The following is a 19,518-nucleotide window of genomic DNA, read 5'->3' as shown; positions in this document are numbered from 1 at the left end:
TATTAATAATTAAAGTTCTGTATTATAAGTTACATTTCTATGATGAACATTCATAATTTATCGATTTCATTTCAAGGCGAATATTTGTTCGAGGATATAACATTCAAGTTAGGTAATGGAGATAGAGTTGGCCTTATTGGAAAGAATGGAGCTGGTAAATCGACAATGCTCAAAATTCTAGCGAAAGAAATGGAACCCGATACTGGTCAGATTGCAGGTGATAAAGAGCTTAATATAGGGTTTTTAAAACAAGATATAGATTTTGTTTTAGGAAGAACGGTTTTGGAAGAAGCTTATGAAGCTTTTACGGAAATTAAGCAATTGGAGATCAAAATGGAAGCGATAAACACGCAGTTGGCCGAACGTACCGATTATGAGAGTGCCGGGTATCATCAGCTTATGGTCGATGTTAACGAATACCAGCACCAATATGAAATTTTAGGAGGTTATAACTACCAGGGCGATACAGAAAAGATTTTACAAGGTCTTGGATTTAAGAGAGAAGACTTCAATAAGTTAACCGATACGTTTTCTGGAGGTTGGCGCATGCGTATTGAGTTGGCTAAGTTGTTGTTGCAGGATAACGATATATTATTGTTAGATGAGCCTACAAACCATTTGGATATAGAATCTATTATTTGGTTAGAAGGATTTTTGAATAATTATTCAGGAGCTGTAGTTATTGTGTCCCATGATAAAATGTTTTTGGACAATGTCACCAATAGAACCATCGAAATTTCGTTAGGAAGAATTTATGATTATCCAAAACCATATTCTAAATATTTGGTGCTGCGTGAGGAGCTTAGGACACAGCAACTTGCCTCACATAAAAATCAGCAAAAGCAAATAGAGCAAACCGAAAAGCTTATTGAAAAGTTTAGGGCTAAAGCCTCTAAGGCTACCATGGCACAGTCGCTTATAAAAAAGCTGGATAGAATGGATCGTATAGAGGTTGATGAAGATGACAATAGTGTAATGACCTTAAACTTTCCAGTGTCCATTATCCCTGGTAAAGTAGTTGTAGAAGCCGAAAGCGTGTCAAAAAATTATGGTAATAATCAGGTTTTAAAGGATATCGATTTACTCATAGAGCGCGATAGTAAAACTGCGTTTGTTGGACAAAACGGACAAGGGAAATCAACTTTAGCAAAGATTATTGTAGATGAGATTAAATACGATGGGTATTTAAAGTTGGGGCATAATGTGCAAATTGGCTATTTTGCCCAAAACCAAGCAGAGTATTTAGATGGTAATAAAACTGTTTTAGATACCATGATCGATGCCGCTAATGAAACCAATAGGAGTAAAGTGCGGGATATTCTCGGAGCATTTTTGTTTCGAGGCGAAGAGGTCGATAAGTACGTGCGTGTACTTTCTGGTGGAGAGCGTAACCGATTGGCATTGGCAAAATTAATGTTACAGCCATTTAATGTACTTATAATGGATGAGCCTACAAACCATCTGGACATAAAGTCTAAAAACGTTTTAAAGGAAGCACTTGCCAGATTTGAAGGAACGCTAGTTTTGGTTTCACACGATCGGGACTTTCTTCAAGGGTTAACCAATAAAGTATACGAATTTAAAGACCATAAACTAAAAGAGTATCTAGGCGATATCGATTACTATCTAGAACAACGAAAAGTAGAAAGTTTAAGAGAGGTAGAGAAACGAACTGTAATTAAAGAGATGCCTAAAGAAAAAAAGCAGCAGTCTTACGAAGCGCAAAAAAAGCTTAAGTCTTTAAATAATAAATTGAGTAATATCGAAGCAAAAATAAATGATATTGAACGGGACGTTAAGAAAATAGATCTATCTCTGGAAATTAATTACGAGGAAGTAACTTCACAACCGGGCTTTTTTGATACTTATCAAAAAAAGAAAGAAGCCCTACAGGAACTTATGCAAAAATGGGAAGATATCCAGCTTGAAATTGAAAGCATGGAAGCCTAGTTTATTTAAGTTTTTTTTAACGTTATAAGTTGCTGTATTAGATAGTTTTGTATCTGAAACACAAAAACATACTAATGCGTAAAATTATTCTAGCAGTTATAGGGGTTGTACTTATAGCAGCCTCTGTGCTATTTGCTAAAATGCTTATAGCTAATAAAAATAAGCCAAAACCTTTTAAGGAAAAGATTGTTAAGACCGTTTTTACAGATACCGTTGTAAACGGAACGGTTCAAATTGTTATTCCTGCAAATGGGAGCTTAGTGGCCAAACGTAGGGTAGAATTATATTCCGAAGTTCAAGGTGTGTTTAAAATGGGAACTAAGCTTTTCAAGCCAGGGCAACAATTTCGTAAAGGGGAAACCTTAATTAGAATGGACGCATCAGAGTATTATGCCAGTGTCCAGTCTTCAAAAAGTAATTTGTACAATGCAATCGCGGCTATCATGCCCGATTTACGCTTGGACTTTCCAGATGTTTTTCCAAAATGGCAGGATTATCTCAATGGTTTTGATATAAGTAAAACAACACCGGTATTGCCTAAAATGGATTCCGATAAAGAAAATTATTTTATTTCAGGACGCGGTATTGTGTCAAACTATTACAATGTTAAGAATATGGAACAGCGTTTGGCAAAATATACAATTTCGGCACCTTTCACAGGTGTTTTGACTGAGGCATTGGTGACAGAAGGATCTTTAATAAGGAATGGACAGAAACTGGGAGAATTTATTGATCCCTCAGTTTATGAAATGGAAGTAGCAGTAAGTAAATCGTATGCTCACTTGTTAAAGGTAGGTGAAGAGGTTGTTTTAACTAATTTGGATAAAACAGAAAGCTATATAGGTTTTGTTTCTAGAGTTAATGGAAGTGTTGATCCAACTACACAAACCATTACAGCATATATAGAGGTGAAAGATGAAAAGCTTAAAGAAGGGCTTTATTTAGAGGCAAGATTAAGAGCTAAGCAGGAAGAAGACGCTATCGAAATTAGTAGAAATTTGTTGTTGGATGCGCAACAGATTTTTGTGGTTAAGGATAGTATTTTGGATGTTATAGATGTAAAGCCCGTTTATTTTTCAGAATCAAATGTCGTTATCAAAAATGTCCCTGATGGAACGGTTATTTTAAAGAAGATGGTTCCGGGAGCATATGCTGGTATGTTAGTTAGGCCTTTTGTGAATAAGAAGAACAACCAAGTAAGCCCTGATTAGCATGAGAAAGATTTTAGCTTACTTTATACGATATCATGTTGCAGTAAATGTTTTTATTCTTGCGTTTTTTGCGTTTGGTGTTGTTGGCGTTTTGTCGCTTAAATCTTCGTTTTTTCCACTTGTTGATTCTAAGATAATCAATATAAGTGTGACTTATCCGGGGGCTTCGCCTCAAGAAATTGAGGAGGGAATTGTGCTTCAAATAGAAGATAATTTAAAAGGTTTAAAAGGTATCGATCGCGTAACCTCGGTTTCTAGGGAAAACAGCGGGATTATAACCGTAGAAATAGAGAAAGGGGAAAATATCGACTTCATGCTTTTGGAAGTCAAAAATGCGGTAGACAGGGTGCCTTCTTTTCCAACTGGTATGGAACCACTTATTGTGGCAAAGCGAGAGGAAGTACGGCAAACTATTTCTTTTGCCATTAGTGGTAAAGAGATACCTCTGGTAACTTTAAAGCAGTTGGGCAGGCAGATAGAGAATGACTTAAGGGCTATTGAGGGGATTTCTCAAATAGAAATTACCGGCTATCCTAACGAAGAAATTGAAATAGCCGTTAATGAAGCCAGTTTGTTGGCCTACGATTTAACATTTAGTGATGTTTCTAGAGTTGTTAGTGCATCAAATATACTGGTAACCGGAGGCAACATAAAAACAGAATCCGAAGAGTATTTAATTCGGGCAAATAATAGGTCGTACTATGGTGATGAGCTTTCAAATATTATAGTAAAGGCAAATAAAGATGGAAAAGTGGTTCGGTTAAAAGACGTGGCTATTATTAGGGATCGTTTTTCAGAAACTCCAAATGCCACATATTTTAATCAGCAATTAGCAGTTAATGTTTCCATAACGAGTACCAATAATGAAGATCTTGTATCTTCTGCCGATAAGGTGAAAACTTATATAGAGGAATATAATGCAAAGCATAACAATGTGTATTTAAATGTTGTAAACGACAGGTCTATAACATTAAAGCAGCGTACGCAATTGCTTGCTGAAAATGCGTTTATGGGAATTTGTTTAGTTCTAGTGTTTTTATCGTTATTTCTCAATACGCGTGTCGCCTTTTGGGTGGCCTTTGGGCTTCCTGTTTCCTTTTTTGGCATGTTTATTTTTGCAGGACAGTTCGATGTTACAATAAATGTGCTGTCCCTATTTGGAATGATCATAGTTATTGGTATTTTGGTGGATGACGGAATTGTTATAGCCGAGAATATTTATCAACATTATGAAAAGGGTAAGTCGCCTGTCGATGCGGCAATTGATGGTACTTTAGAAGTAATCCCTCCTGTTGTTTCAGCTATTATAACAACGCTTTTGGCATTTTCGTTGTTCTTTTTTCTAGAAAGTCGTATCGGGGAATTTTTTGGAGAGGTGTCGGTCATTGTTATATTAACTTTAGCAGTATCCCTTATTGAGGCCTTAATCATTTTACCAGCTCATTTAGCACATTCCAAAGCGTTACGAAAAAAGAAAGAGGAAGCGCACCCGTCAAAAGTAAAGCAATTTTTTGCTAAAATGCGACTTATAAATAAGGTGGGCGATACAATCATGTCATTTTTAAGAGATAGGGTGTACGCCCCTATTTTGGATTTTGTTTTAAAATTTAAAATGTTTTCCCTTGGTATTTTTGTGGCACTTTTAGTGTTAACATTTGGCTCTATTGGAGGGGGGATTATTGGGGTTACGCTATTTCCTTCAATTGCCAGTGACCGAATTTCGGTAGAGTTGGATATGCCCAATGGAACGAATGTAAAGGTGACTGACTCGATTATATCAACGATAGAAGAGGCGTCCTTTCTTGTAAATAAGGAGTTTACCGAGAAATATTTACAAGGAACCGATAAGCAGCTTTTTGAAAATACCATTTTAACCATACGTAGTAGTTCCAGTGCCGTACTGGATATCAATATGTTGCCAGGAGAAGAACGACCAGATGTTATCAATGCTTCTTTGGTAGCCAATCGTTTAAGGGAGTTGGTAGGGCCTGTTATTGGTACAGAGCGTTTAATTTTTGGATCCGGTGGTAACTTTGGTGGCAGTCCAGTGTCTGTCTCTTTATTGAGTAATAATATAAGTGAGCTAAAAGCAGCGAAGCTTCAGCTGAAATCTACTTTACAATCGAATCCCTTATTAAAGGATGTGGCAGACAATGATCCAGCAGGTATTAAGGAAATAAGATTACAGCTTAAAGAAAGTGCTTATTTATTAGGGTTGGATTTAAGAGCTGTTATGAGTCAGGTGCGCTCAGGTTTTTTTGGAGGGCAAGCGCAGCGTTTCCAAAGAGGGCAGGATGAAATAAAGGTGTGGGTGCGGTATGATCGTAGCAATCGTGAGTCGATTAATAACTTGGATAATATGCGCATTGTTACGCCGTCTGGTGAACGCGTTACCTTGCAGGATATAGCATCGTATACTATTTCTAGAGGCGATGTGGCAATAAACCATTTGGATGGCCAGCGGGAAATTCAAGTTTCAGCAGATCTTAAGGATCGAAATACGAGTGCTACAGACATCTTAGATGACATCAAAGCCAATGTGATTCCTAGAATCCAATCGCAATACCCTACTATTTCGGCTTCCTTCGAAGGGCAAAATCGTGAAGCAACTAAATTGTCTCGGTCATTATGGCGTAACGGAATAGTTATTCTATTGCTCATATATGTTACCATTGCTTTTACATTTAGAAGTTATAGCCAGCCGGTTTTATTGTTGTTGTTAGTGCCTTTTAGTTTAACAGCAGTTGCTTGGGGGCATTGGTTACTTGGATTTTCAGTAAATATATTGTCGCTTTTGGGAATCATAGCTTTAATAGGTATTATGGTTAATGATGGATTGGTGTTAATAGGTAAATTCAATTCAAACCTTAAAGAGGGGATGTCTTTTGACCATGCTTTGTTTAATGCGGGAAAGTCGCGCTTTAGAGCTATCTTTTTAACATCTTTAACAACAATTGCAGGATTAGCTCCTTTGTTGTTGGAAAAGAGTAGGCAAGCACAGTTTTTAAAGCCTATGGCTATTTCTATTTCATTTGGTATAGGCTATGCTACCGTTCTAACACTATTGGTTTTGCCTTTGTTTTTAGCTTTTAGTAACAGTATTAAGAAAAATGTTAAATGGCTCGTAACAGGAAACCATATTACAAAGGAAGAAGTTGAACGCGCTATAAAAGAATTAAATGAAGAACATGAATACTAAGCATATTGCTGTAGGGATTTTAGCGGTGGCAGGGATAATCAGGTTATCAGCGCAGCAAAATTTGCAAGTGATAACACCAGATCAAGCTGTTGCCCTTGCATTAGATAATAATTATGGGATAAAATTAGCAAACAATTACGTTGCTATGGCCGAGAACGAGGCAAGTGTATTAAATTCAGGACATTTGCCAACAGTAACGGGAAATGCAGGAGCGGTTTATAATTTGGATAATACGGAAGCTGAATTTTCCAACGGCGAAAGTACCAAATTAAATGGTGCTGAGAGTTCCAGATACAACGCTTCAATAAATTTAAACTACACACTATTTGATGGTTTGGGTAGAGCCTATAATTATAAGCAACTTAAACAACGTTATCAGTTATCTGAACTGGAAGCTAGGGAAACTATAGAAAATACCATATTGCAACTGTTTACAGTATATTATAATGTTGCGCAGTTAACCGAGAATACTTCGGCTATTCGGCAAACGCTTACTATTTCGAAAGATAGGCTTGTCCGCGCAACCTATCAGTTCGATTATGGACAAAGCACAAAATTGGGTGTGTTAAATGCCGAAGTAGATATTAATAACGATAGTATTAATTATATTAATGCATACCAGCAGTTAAAAAATATTAAGCGTGATTTGAATGTGGTTACAGGCAATGCTTTGCCCCAGGATTTTGAAGTTGATACCGATGTGGACTTTTTATTACAGCTTAACAGAGAAAAGTTGTTAGAAAAAACATTGTCTAATAATATTGCGGTATTACAGGTTGACAAGGGTATTACAATTACAGAACTTGATGTAAGGAAGGGGAGGTCTGCTTATTTGCCTAGTGTTGGATTGACCGGGACTTACGGATGGAATAAAAATAATAACAATGCTGCATCATTTCTTGCAGTCTCTACAAATACAGGTTTATCGGGAGGAGTGAATCTACGTTGGAACCTCTTTGATGGAGGGAGCACGATTACTAGAGTTAAAAATGCTGAGATCGCATTGGAGAATCAGAAACTAATGAAGGAGCAATTAGTTATGAACATTACCAGGGATTTCAACAATGCATGGGATGATTATCAAAATAAACTGGCTATTTACAGGATACAAGAAGCAAATATTGTCACTTCTCAAAATAATTTTAATCGAACCCAGGAAAAGTTTAAAATAGGTCAGGTAAACTCTATCGAATTTAGGCAGGCTCAGCTAAACCTTTTAAACGCTGAACTAAGTAGAAATCAGGCAAAATATCAGGCAAAGTTAGCCGAATTACAAGTACTGCAATTAAGTGGAGAACTTTTAAATGTTGAGTTTTAGATACTTCCTTCTAAATAGAAGAAAGAAGAAAGAAGAAAGAAGAAAGCTTGATCTAAAAGAATGGACTTGATTTTCAATATACCGATGACTGGTTCTTAAATGTTAAAATTTTACGCATTTCGTCGAATAAAATAGTTTTTAGTCTATATATAGGGTAATTTCGTAAGAGAATTAATCCCAAATTTATCAATTATGAAGACTTTAAAACTCATTGTTATATGCCTTTTTGTTTCAGCACATGCATTTGCAGGCATTTCGTTAACAGAAAAAGAAGCTTTGTTAGCGCTTTATAAATCTACTAATGGCGCTGAATGGAACGCAACTTGGGATTTAAATACGTCAATCGATTCGTGGTTTGGCGTAAAGGTACAAGACGATAAAGTTGTAGAGATTAATTTACCTTTTAATAATTTACAAGGTGCATTGCCTCAGGAAATAGGAAACCTGGTTCATTTGAAAAAAGTGAATTTAGGATTCAATAAGTTAACAGGAGAATTGCCAACTTCTCTAAAAAACTTAAAAGAATTAACATCTTTAGAATTGTTTATGAACGGATTAGAAGGTGACATTCCATCTGAGCTAGGGGAATTAAAGAACTTAAAATCGTTGAAACTGTACAGTAACAAATTTACAGGGACGATTCCACAGTCTTTAATGGGGTTAACAAATTTAGAAGAGTTGTTGTTGGGGAGTAATTATCTTACTGGAACGATACCAGCGGAGATATACGCTCTAACAAAATTAAAGAAGTTGAGCTTAATGGATAATAAGTTACATGGAGAAATTCCTTCCGAGATAGCTCAATTAAGAGAATTAGAAGAATTAATACTATCTAGTAACCAACTTACAGGTGAATTGCCTATGGAATTTATGAACCTAACTAAGTTGAATACTATGATGGTAAGTGATAACAACTTAAACAAAGAATATATTACAGTGTCTGGACGTAACCGTCCACCTGGAATGATGTATCTGGAGCTTCAAAATGCAACAGCAACAATGGATATTGAAAAAGAATAATTTCGAGTAAATTTTTTCATAAATTTTAGTTGGTTGGTTTAAATCGACAATGTCAAAGAGGATGTTGTCGATTTTTATTTGTTAACTTTAGGATTATGATAGAACATTATTTTACATGTCCATATTGTTGGCAGAACATTTCGATGTTGATTGATAACTCCCTAACGAGTCAAACATTTATAGAAGATTGTGAAGTTTGTTGTAATCCAATTCAGGTATCCGTAAAAATAAGTGACTCAGAATTGTCGGACTTTCAAGCAGATAGCATAGAACAATAATTTTTTTTATTTTTATGCTTGTATTACATAAAAAGGATTGTATATTTGCAGTCCAATATCGCGGGATAGAGCAGTAGGTAGCTCGTCGGGCTCATAACCCGAAGGTCACTGGTTCGAGTCCAGTTCCCGCTACTAAAAAGAGAATCTAGAAACAGGTTCTCTTTTTTTATGCGGTAAAATGAAGGGGTTGTTGTATTTCTTCAAAAAAGTTGTAAAGGATCAATCATTCATCTTTTATCTCATTGCCCAAACAGTCCAATTCTTTGTCTAGATAGTACAAGCCGTTCATGTAAGGTGTGTAATATGTTTCAGCAACTCCAGACTTATCGTTGGTTAGCTTTCCCGTTTTATTATATCTTTTAATACTCGAAATAAGACCTGCTGCACTTCTAGTGTATATATATTTGGCTACTCCAGATCTGTCTTCATCAAGATTGTTATTGGTGTCCAAATACCTAACCTCTATTACTTCCCCTGAATCATTCCAGAGGTACTCTTTTTTATGGAATCCTTGAGACCCTTTAACAGGCGTGCCATTTTTTGAATAATAGCTCTCGGATTCATTATAACCCATATTGTTCAATGTCAATCTATAAGAGGATATGCCAATGTTATTGTTAGCGGGTTTCCCATGGGTGTCAAAATATGAATAGCCCAGATATCTTAGATCCTTATCATATAAATATTTAATACGAGCAATACCGTTGGAATTCACTGTCATTTTATCATCTTTATTATAAAAAGACTCAGTTATATTGTTGCCATAATTATCATATTCATAGATAGTCTTGCATAGACCTGGTAGTAATTTATTGTCAGTGCCGTATTTTAATATAATAGAGTCACTCCCAAACCTGTTAGGGATAATTTTCATTTTATAATAACCATCTAGTAGTTGTGGTTTGCCTTCTTTATTTAGATTGGATCTCTCCATAAGTTGGTTCTTGTCGTTGTACTTGTAGATGTTGTGTGTTACATTTTGATTGGCATCAGCTAATTCATCATTAATATTGAAATAAGTGGTTTTTATTTTATTGTTATTATTATCATATTCCCATCTCACAATAGCTACATCTTCATCAAAAGCCACTAAGTTGCCTATTGAATCATGTGCGGATTCTTCAATTTTGTTACCACTGAGATCATGTTTGTATTTATATCTAACGATACCATCTTCTGTTTTTGCAAAGCTACTATCTGCATCTCTGTAAATTATTTCTTTTAAATTTTTTTGCTCATCAAAATATCTTTCCAAAAAGCCAACTCCATCATTATCATTGAAAACCTTATCATAAACATCTACATTTTGTTGGATTTCTAGAGTATCATTAGGATAAAGGTATTTGGTAGCTCCCCATTTGTCTTCACTAAATGCTAGAACATGGCCGTTATAATATTGTCCTTTGAATTTGTTTTTTCCTTTAGAATCAAAAATCTTTAAATACATATGATAATCATCGGTACCTTGAACAGGTTGGTTTTTGTGATTAAAACTTTTTGTTGCTACGCGATTATCATATAAGTCATAATTAAAAGTGTAAATTGCTATTCCATATTTATCGTAAGAAATATTAGAATTTTCATCCATGTTAATCATTTTTATACGGTTTCCTCTTTCATCATATTCATATTTTCTATTATAGGAGCTTAAATTCTTAGCATAATCTCCTGCTTGATTAAACTCTTTATGGCCGATTGTGAGATTTTTATTGTTCAAAACTATTTCGACTATAGAAACAAAATTTTCATCATTCATTCGATTGTCATTTTGATCATAGTATTCAAGTTTAAATGTCCTGCCTAAAGAATCAAGATGGCTTTTTTTTTGATAAATCCCCGTTTCATTTTTAATCCAGTTGTCATTTTTGTCAAAATATTTAGAATGTACTATGCCATTAGCGTCAACAGTGCTTATAGTGTAGTGCACATTATCCACACTGATTCTTTCATTTCTGTTATTAAAAAAATAATCAACTATATCGTTATTTTCTTTATGCCTTTTTTGAATACAATACTTTATCTTATCGTTGAAAGATTTATCTGGATTTAAAAACTTTAACTGTGTAAGTTCTTCTTTGAAGTGGATTAATGTTATAGCTGTATCAAATAACCCTCCATTAAATAATGAGCCATTTTTATAATAGGAAACTACTATACTATCTTTTGATTTTTCCACTTTGTATGATTCTCCATAATAACTTTCTTCCTCGTAGATCGGGAAAGAACATAGGATATTGTGATCAAATGTTCTGTAGATCTTTCTAAAATAATTTGTTTTTCCTGGGCTGTAAGCATAGTATTTAAGAAGATCTTTTTCTTGATAATATGATGTTTTGCGGAGTAAATCATCTAATTTTAATTTCCAATACCTCTGTTCTTCGGTTTTTAAATTATGGTCGGTAATACTATCATATTTAATTTGCATCAAATCATTTTCTAGAATATACTTTGCGTGTAAAGAATCTAATATGGATTTTGATATATTTTTCTTTCCTGTCTTAATAATATCTCTTCTTAATAGTCGAGCATGGTATTCAGTTATATTAAAATGGTACTGCTCATGTGATAGTACGTCATCATCTAACATGGAGTCAGCTAATTTTTCAGATTCATATGGATTCATATATGCAAAGACTTTAGAGTCTAGCCAAGAAAGTCCGTTGGGGCAATGAATGCCATAGCTTATAGTAGCTACATAATCCTTTTCTTTTGTTTCAACTTTAGTAAAATCATTCCATGAGATGTTTTTCTCTGACCAGATGACCATGTCTTTTGGGTCGTAATATCTTTTTTCAAAGAGTCCTGTGAAAATTAAAGTTGTTAACAGTAATCCTGAGATCAGGTATAGAGTTTGGGATTTAAACATTTCTTAATTTGGGTTATTGTAATTTAAATATACTTTAGAGGGTAAATATGTCAAACCAAAAATTAAACCTAACCCTATAATTTCAATTGGAATAGTTTCTAATTTATATTCGGACATCCTAAAGGTTATTGCGTAAAGCCTTATTGTTAAAAAGTATATTATGCTATAGATAACACGTTGTGTAAGAAGCTTTGATCTGGTAAGGGGATAAGGTTTCTTGTAATGGCTTACAAATAATAATAAATAAAACCCAGGGATTGTTATGCCGAAATAGGCCAGCACAGTATAGGATTCGTATTGCTTAAATAATATGTTGTTAATGCTTAAAATAAAAGTAAGAAAAAGAGAAATAGTAATAATTTCAAAGATGCTCTTTCTTTCTATGTTCTTGAATTTAAATGAAAGTCTAGAATTTTCATCACTTATTGGTTTATCTGATTTAGGGGAAATACCATATTGATTTGTTTTTTCGTTCCCATCCTGAAATAGCATAATAAAAATGTAAAAAGGTATAAGCTGATAAAATCCACTATTTCCAAGGTCGTGGCATCTTTTTGATCCTTGGGCCAAAAGAATCCAATATGATAGAAATATTATTAATGCATAAACAGCTGAATAATCATCTGAATCACTATATAAAAGTGAGACAACAAAAAGTAATGTAAAATAAAATAGATAAGTTAATGCAAATTCCAATCTTCTTATCCTACCATTAAAGGAAAAAGGGTTTTTGAACATGTTTATAATACCAATTTGGGATTAAATATAAATAAATTTATTAATGTTGTGTAAGTAAGTACGTGTTTTTTAATTTTTGAAATTCATATAAAATTAGGGCCTTTAATGTAGTCTTCATTTAAGGTTCGACGAGCTTTGACGAGTTAATCCAGTTTCCGCTACTAACAAAGAGAATATAGAAACAGGTTCTCTTTTTTTATGGCAACTTTTAAAAATGCTCAGGTAGTTCTTAATAACTTCAATTTTAATACGATTACTTTAAAAATCAATTAAAATGTTATATATTTGCAGCGTTGAAAAGGAAAATTAAGAAATGAGGGGACGGAAAGTCCCCTCTTTTTATACTAAAAATGTTTAAAAATACTGTTAAGGAATTATTGGATGCGGCGCTTACAGAGCGAACAGATTTGTTTCTTATTGATTTCTCCATCCAAGGAGATAACCAAATAAGAATAATAATTGATGGCGATAATGGTGTTTTGGTCGAAGATTGTATGTTTGTAAGCAGAGCCATCGAGCATAACCTGGATAGGGAAGAACAGGATTTTTCTTTAGAAGTGATGTCGGCAGGAGCAACAGCTCCTTTAGTTTCCAAACGACAGTATAAGAAGCATATAAACAGACAGCTGAAAGTAACAACAGCATCCGAAAAAATAGAAGGTGTGCTTACAGAAGCAGCCGATACCAATATTACATTAGAGTGGAAGGTTAGGGAACCAAAACCGGTAGGTAAGGGTAAAATAACCGTAAATAAAAAAGCGCATGTCGCTTATGAGGATATTGTAGAAGCAAAAGTTATGATTAAATTTTAATTTAAAGAGTTATGGAGAATATCGCGTTAATTGAATCTTTTTCAGAATTCAAAGACGATAAGCTAATTGACCGTGTAACGTTAATGGCAATTTTAGAGGATGTATTTAGAAGTGCCTTAAAAAAGAAATATGGTGATGACGATAATTTTGATATTATTGTTAACCCAGATAAAGGCGATTTAGAGATATGGAGAAATAGAGTTGTGGTAGCCGACGGAGAAGTTGAAGATCCAAATCAGGAAATATCTTTAACTGAAGCGCGTAAAATTGAGCCCGATTTTGAAGTTGGTGAAGATGTGTCCGAAGAAGTTAAGTTGGTAGATTTAGGAAGAAGAGCTATTTTAGCATTGCGTCAAAATTTGATTTCAAAGATTCATGAACACGATAATACCATTATCTACAAGCAGTTTAAAGATTTAGTAGGCGATATATATACAGCCGAGGTGCATCACATTCGTCACAGGGCAGTTATTTTGTTGGATGATGAAGGAAACGAAATAGTGTTGCCAAAAGATAGGCAAATACCTTCAGACTTTTTTAGAAAAGGAGACAATGTAAGGGGGGTTATAGATAGTGTTGAACTTAAAGGTAATAAGCCAACTATTATCATGTCCAGAACATCACCGATATTTTTGGAGAAGCTGTTCGAGCAAGAAATCCCAGAAGTTTTTGACGGATTAATAACCATTAAAAATGTGGTTAGAATCCCAGGGGAAAAAGCAAAAGTAGCTGTAGACTCTTATGACGACAGAATCGATCCAGTAGGTGCCTGTGTTGGTATGAAAGGATCAAGAATTCACGGTATTGTTCGTGAATTGGGTAATGAAAATATAGATGTAATTAACTATACGAATAATTTACAATTATTTATAACTAGAGCATTAAGTCCGGCGCGTGTAACATCAATAAAAATTGATGAAGAAGCTAAAAGGGCCGAGGTTATCTTAAAACCAGAAGAGGTTAGTAAAGCCATTGGTAGAGGAGGCCATAACATTCGGTTAGCAGGACAATTAACTGGTTATGAGATTGATGTATTTAGAGAAGGTGCTGAGGAAGATGTCGAATTAACAGAATTCTCAGATGAAATAGAAGGCTGGATTATTGATGAACTTAGTAAAGTTGGACTTGATACAGCAAAAAGTGTGTTGGAGCTTGATGTAACCGATTTGGTGAAAAGAACAGACTTAGAAGAAGAAACAATTAATGACGTTATTAGAATTTTAAGGGAAGAATTCGAAGAATAACATATATTTGAGTATTTTAAAGGCAATTTATGGCTGAAACAATTAGATTAAATAAAGTATTACGCGAACTTAACATTTCTTTAGATCGTGCCGTGGAATTTTTGGATTCCAAAGGCATCGAAATAGATAAGCGACCTACTACGAAAATTTCGGAAGATGTTTACAATATTCTTTCCAATGAGTTTGAAACCGATGCCAGTAAAAAAGTGGCGTCCAAAGAGGTTAGTGAAGCTAAGCTAAAGGAGAAAGAAGTACTGCGTGAACAACGTGAGCGTGAACTTGAAGAAAAACAAAAAGAATTAGCTAAAAAAGAAGAGGTTATAAGAGCTTCTAAAGTACTCTCTGGCCCTAAGCAAGTTGGAAAAATAGATTTAGATCCTAAGAAAAAGGAGGAAGAACCAATAACCGAAAAGGAAGAAGAAGTTCCTGTAAAGGAAGTTATAGAAGAGGTTAAGGTTGAAAAAGCTGAATCTAAAGTTGTTGAGGAGCCAGTTGTTAAAGAAGAACCCCCTAAACCAAAAAAGGAAACCCCACAGCTTCAGGAAAAAGTAAAACCGGTTGAAAAGCAACCGGAGATAAAAACGCCAGAGCCTACTAAAAAAGAAACCACTTCAGAAACCGATGGTGTAATTAAGGAGGAGCGCGTAGAAACCAAGTACCAAAAGCTTACTGGGCCAAAAATTGCTGGTGATAAAATCGATTTATCACAATTCAATAAGCCTAAGAAGAAAAAAGAAGATAAAAAAGCCGATCAGAAGCCAGGTGCTGATGCTAAAAACAAGAAAAAACGCCGCCGTATTAGTAAAGTAGGTGGTGCCCAACCAGGAGGTGCTCAAGCTAAAGGAGGGAATAGAGGCGGTAACGATCGCTTTAAAGGAAATAAAGCAGGTGGTAGGCGTCCAGTTATAAAAGAAGAGCCTAGTGAAGAAGATGTTAAAAAGCAAGTAAGGGAGACTCTCGAAAAACTACAAGGTAAATCCAGTAAAGGTAAAGGCGCAAAATACCGTAGGGACAAACGTGATCATCACAGAGATCAGACCGAAAAAAGCTTACAGCAAGAAGCAGCCGAAAGTAAGATTCTTAAAGTAACCGAGTTTGTTACGGCAAGTGAAGTTGCTACTATGATGGATGTTCAGGTAACTCAAATTATCTCTGCCTGTATGTCTTTAGGAATGATGGTGACGATGAATCAGCGATTAGATGCAGAAACATTATCAATTGTAGCTGAAGAGTTTGGGTACCAGGTTGAATTCGTAACAGCAGACATTGAAGAAGCAATCGAAGAGACTGAAGATAAGCCAGAAGACTTAATAACAAGAGCTCCTATTGTAACGGTGATGGGACATGTAGATCATGGTAAAACATCGTTACTCGATTATATACGTGAAGAAAATGTAATAGCAGGTGAGTCTGGAGGTATTACGCAACATATTGGAGCCTATGGGGTAGAGTTGGAAGGTGGTCAAAAAATAGCATTTTTAGATACACCGGGTCACGAAGCCTTTACAGCGATGCGTGCTCGTGGGGCACAGGTAACCGATTTAGCTATTATTGTAGTAGCTGCCGATGACGATATTATGCCGCAAACCAAAGAGGCGATTTCGCATGCACAAGCTGCAGGTGTGCCAATTGTGTTTGCTATAAATAAAATTGATAAACCAGATGCGAACCCAGATAGAATAAAAGAAGGATTAGCACAAATGAATTTATTAGTTGAAGATTGGGGCGGTAAAATACAATCGCACGATATCTCAGCTAAAATGGGTACAGGTGTAAAGGAGCTTTTAGAAAAAGTATTACTTGAAGCTGAATTGTTAGAATTGAAAGCTAACCCAGATAAACCAGCAATAGGAACTGTGGTTGAAGCTTATTTAGATAAAGGGCGAGGTTATGTATCTACAATTTTAGTACAGGCAGGAACTTTGCGTATTGGTGATTATGTACTAGCAGGTCAGCATAGTGGTAAAGTAAAAGCAATGCACGACGAACGCGGAAATAACGTCGAAGCTGCTGGGCCATCAACACCTGTGTCAATCTTAGGACTAGATGGTGCGCCACAGGCAGGAGATAAATTTAATGTATTTGAAGACGAGCGCGAAGCGAAGCAAATAGCAACAAAGCGCGCGCAGTTACAACGAGAGCAGTCTGTTCGTACACAACGTCACATTACGCTTGATGAAATTGGTCGTCGTATTGCATTAGGAGATTTCCAAGAGCTAAACATTATTCTTAAAGGAGATGTAGATGGTTCGGTTGAAGCATTAACAGACTCATTCCAAAAACTGTCTACCGAAGAAATACAAGTAAACATCTTACATAAAGGCGTAGGTGCCATCACCGAAAGTGATGTGTTGCTCGCCTCTGCTTCTGATGCTATTATAGTAGGGTTTAATGTTAGACCTGTTGGAAATGCAAGAATGATTGCAGATAATGAAGAGATTGATATCAGAACATATTCTATTATTTATGACGCTATCAACGATCTTAAAGATGCAATGGAAGGTATGTTGTCTCCAGAAGTCAAAGAGGAGATAACTGGTACGGCAGAAATAAGAGAGGTATTTAAGGTGTCTAAAATCGGTAGCATTGCTGGTTGTATGGTAACTAACGGTAAAATACTTCGTAATTCAGGTATCCGTTTAATACGTGATGGTGTAGTTGTGCATACTGGAGAGTTGGCTTCATTAAAACGATTTAAAGATGATGCTAAAGAAGTAACCAAAGGTTATGATTGTGGTATGCAAATTAAAAACTACAACGACATTAAAGAAGGCGATATAATAGAAGCTTTCCATGAAGTTGAAGTTAAGAAACGATTGAAATAGATATTAGATTTCAAGAATAATAAAAAAGCGATCCATTTGGATCGCTTTTTTTATGAGATACTTATATGTGCGTGTTAAATTTTCTGCTTTTTAGGTTTAAAAATAAAAGCACTATTAAATTTTTTCTTGATTTGTTTTAGAGCACGGTCTGCTTCCAAACGCGTTCTAAAATTACCAGCCCAAATTTTAAAGTTGGGCGACTCGTATTCAATACTTGTAGACCATGTGTCAAATTCTGTTTCAAATTCTTTTTTTGCCTTGTGTGCATCTGCTCGGTTACCAGAATAAATTTGAATTTTATAACGATTCGCGTCGCTTTTGTTCATCTCCTTTTTTAGATTTAACAGTTCTGGAATGTGTCTATCTTGGTGTATACTAACGGTTCCCTGTTGTGATAAACCATTGTGAGAAATAAGTAAAAAGCAAAAAAAGCTAAATAATGGCCATCGTAAATTTGATGTTTTCATTTGTGTTGTATTTTTGGGTTAAGGGCTAACATCCATAAAATCATTATACTAAATCGGATAATTTAACAATGAGATGTTTCATTTTTTAATATCTATGCAAATGTATATGTTATAAACTTAAATGCCGTACAATTTATTATTTAGATTCTCTCTAAATTAGCAATTAACACTTCGCTAACATTTCTAAAATCGACTTTAAGTATTACTTTTGCCTGAGTTTTATAACTGTGTTTTTTTATACCATTAAATGAAAAAATCGTACCAAAGTTTAGAAGTTAATTTAACCAATAATATGAAACAGGTGATTCACCGAAAATTAAGTAGCAGTATTCTTCGTTTAGGCTTAATTATTTTATTAGTATTTAGTATATCTCTTTCCGCTCAAGAAGGAGATCCAGTAAAAGGAAAGTCATTGTTTAATGCCAATTGTGCCGCTTGTCATCAATTGGACAAAAAAATGACCGGTCCAGCTTTACGTCATCTAGAACAGCGTTTAGCAGATGAACAAGGTTTGGATAGAGACTGGATTTTTGCTTGGGTTCGTAACAGTCCCGCTGTTATTAAATCTGGAGATGCGTATGCAAACAAGATTTATAATGAGTATGGCGGAGCGGCTATGACCCCATTTCCTCAGTTAACAGATGAGGATTTAAATAATATTCTAGCTTATACAGCTCAAGAAAAAGCAGCTCCTGCTCCAGCAACTGGAGGTGGTGGTGCTACAGCACAAGTGCCTGCGCAAGTCGATGGTGTGTCGAATGAAATCATTCTTGGAGCGCTCGCAATATTATTTATATTGTTGGCGGCAGGTTTGTTTTTGGTAAATAAGACCTTACGTCGTTTTGCTGAAGCTCAGAATATAGAGTTGCCTGAAGAATCGAAAAGAATGCCATTATGGAAGGCTTTTGCTAAGAACCAGTTCTTGGTATTGGTAACAACGATATTCTTATTGTTGACAAGTGGTTATTTTGTATATGGTTATATGATGCAAATTGGTATAGATCAAGGATATCAACCAGTACAGCCAATTCATTTTTCACATAAGATCCATGCAGGTGACAATGGTATAGATTGTAAATATTGTCACTCGTCTGCGCGTGTTAGTAAAACATCTGGAATACCATCGTTAAATGTGTGTATGAACTGTCATAAATCTATTTATGAGTACAACGGAGAAACCTCTGCAGAGTATACCAAGGAGTTTTACGACGGTGAGATCCAAAAACTATATAAGGCAGCAGGGTGGAGTGATGCCGATCAGAAATATACTGGCGACTCACAGCCTGTAAAATGGGTACGTATCCATAATTTACCTGACTTTGTTTATTTTAATCACTCACAGCACGTGTCTGTAGCGGGTGTTGAATGTCAAACATGTCACGGGCCTATCGAAACTATGGAAATAGTTGAGCAACATGCACCTTTAACTATGGGATGGTGTATTGATTGCCATAGAAAGACTAATGTAAAAGTAGAGGACAATGCTTACTACGCTAAAATTCATAAAGAATTATCTAAAAAGTATGGTGTAGAGAAGTTAACTGCGGCTCAAATGGGCGGGTTAGAATGTGGTAAATGTCACTATTAGAA

General features: G+C 35.3%; 13 protein-coding genes and 1 tRNA gene. 11 read left to right on the top strand and 3 right to left on the bottom strand.

Annotation, left to right across the window (positions count from 1 at the left end; translation table 11 throughout):
* Positions 1–39: 39 nt before the first annotated feature.
* The 7 genes from JF259_RS08060 (at position 40) to JF259_RS08030 (ending at position 9,108) form a co-directional block, all read left to right on the top strand.
* Positions 40–1,950 carry an ABC-F family ATP-binding cassette domain-containing protein gene (locus tag JF259_RS08060; protein ID WP_199114805.1) on the top strand — a complete coding sequence of 637 codons (1,911 nt, stop codon included), beginning with the start codon at positions 40–42 and terminating at the stop codon, positions 1,948–1,950.
* A gap of 74 nt (positions 1,951–2,024) precedes the next feature.
* Positions 2,025–3,161 (top strand): efflux RND transporter periplasmic adaptor subunit, encoded by a 1,137-nt coding sequence (locus tag JF259_RS08055; RefSeq protein ID WP_199114804.1) that lies wholly within the window; start codon positions 2,025–2,027, stop codon positions 3,159–3,161.
* Between the two features lies 1 nt (position 3,162).
* The gene (locus tag JF259_RS08050; RefSeq protein ID WP_199114803.1) at positions 3,163–6,360 is read left to right on the top strand and encodes an efflux RND transporter permease subunit; all 3,198 of its coding nucleotides are present in this window, start codon (positions 3,163–3,165) and stop codon (positions 6,358–6,360) included.
* Positions 6,350–7,678, top strand: coding sequence for a TolC family protein (locus tag JF259_RS08045; RefSeq protein ID WP_199114802.1), 1,329 nt, complete (start codon positions 6,350–6,352; stop codon positions 7,676–7,678). Before JF259_RS08050 ends, JF259_RS08045 begins: the two co-directional genes overlap by 11 nt.
* Positions 7,679–7,870: 192 nt before the next feature.
* The gene (locus tag JF259_RS08040; RefSeq protein WP_199114801.1) at positions 7,871–8,698 is read left to right on the top strand and encodes a leucine-rich repeat domain-containing protein; all 828 of its coding nucleotides are present in this window, start codon (positions 7,871–7,873) and stop codon (positions 8,696–8,698) included.
* Positions 8,699–8,793: 95 nt separating this feature from the next.
* Complete coding sequence (locus JF259_RS08035) at positions 8,794–8,976, top strand: CPXCG motif-containing cysteine-rich protein (RefSeq protein ID WP_199114800.1); 183 nt, start codon at positions 8,794–8,796, stop codon at positions 8,974–8,976.
* A gap of 59 nt (positions 8,977–9,035) precedes the next feature.
* A tRNA-Met gene (locus tag JF259_RS08030) sits at positions 9,036–9,108 on the top strand.
* Between the two features lie 91 nt (positions 9,109–9,199).
* On the opposite strand, the gene JF259_RS08025 is transcribed toward JF259_RS08030, so the two are convergent.
* Both JF259_RS08025 and JF259_RS08020 read right to left on the bottom strand, forming a co-directional pair.
* Positions 9,200–11,743, bottom strand: coding sequence for a hypothetical protein (locus JF259_RS08025; RefSeq protein ID WP_199114799.1), 2,544 nt, complete (start codon positions 11,741–11,743; stop codon positions 9,200–9,202).
* Positions 11,744–11,845: 102 nt separating this feature from the next.
* Positions 11,846–12,580, bottom strand: a complete 735-nt coding sequence (locus JF259_RS08020; RefSeq protein ID WP_199114798.1) for a DUF805 domain-containing protein — start codon at positions 12,578–12,580, stop codon at positions 11,846–11,848.
* 350 nt (positions 12,581–12,930) lie between these two features.
* On the opposite strand from JF259_RS08020, the gene rimP reads away from it, so the two are divergent.
* The 3 genes from rimP to infB are packed head-to-tail and all read left to right on the top strand — an operon-like array spanning position 12,931 to position 17,461.
* Positions 12,931–13,392 carry a ribosome assembly cofactor RimP gene (rimP, locus tag JF259_RS08015; protein WP_199114797.1) on the top strand — a complete coding sequence of 154 codons (462 nt, stop codon included), beginning with the start codon at positions 12,931–12,933 and terminating at the stop codon, positions 13,390–13,392.
* Positions 13,393–13,403: 11 nt separating this feature from the next.
* A complete protein-coding gene (gene nusA, locus JF259_RS08010; RefSeq protein ID WP_199114796.1) occupies positions 13,404–14,636 on the top strand; it encodes a transcription termination factor NusA in 1,233 nt (410 codons plus the stop codon).
* A gap of 29 nt (positions 14,637–14,665) precedes the next feature.
* Entirely contained in the window at positions 14,666–17,461 is a 2,796-nt protein-coding gene (infB, locus tag JF259_RS08005; RefSeq protein ID WP_199114795.1) for a translation initiation factor IF-2, read from the top strand.
* A gap of 74 nt (positions 17,462–17,535) precedes the next feature.
* Here infB and JF259_RS08000 read toward each other — a convergent pair whose 3' ends face one another.
* The gene (locus JF259_RS08000; RefSeq protein WP_199114794.1) at positions 17,536–17,928 is read right to left on the bottom strand and encodes an SPOR domain-containing protein; all 393 of its coding nucleotides are present in this window, start codon (positions 17,926–17,928) and stop codon (positions 17,536–17,538) included.
* A gap of 292 nt (positions 17,929–18,220) precedes the next feature.
* On the opposite strand from JF259_RS08000, the gene JF259_RS07995 reads away from it, so the two are divergent.
* A complete protein-coding gene (locus tag JF259_RS07995; protein WP_199114903.1) occupies positions 18,221–19,516 on the top strand; it encodes a cytochrome c3 family protein in 1,296 nt (431 codons plus the stop codon).
* Positions 19,517–19,518: the final 2 nt, after the last annotated feature.

Source organism: Snuella sedimenti, assembly GCF_016428595.1.
GTDB lineage: Bacteria > Bacteroidota > Bacteroidia > Flavobacteriales > Flavobacteriaceae > Snuella > Snuella sedimenti.
The sequence above is the reverse complement of the archived record's forward strand: the minus strand, read 5'-3'. Positions and strand labels throughout refer to the sequence as shown.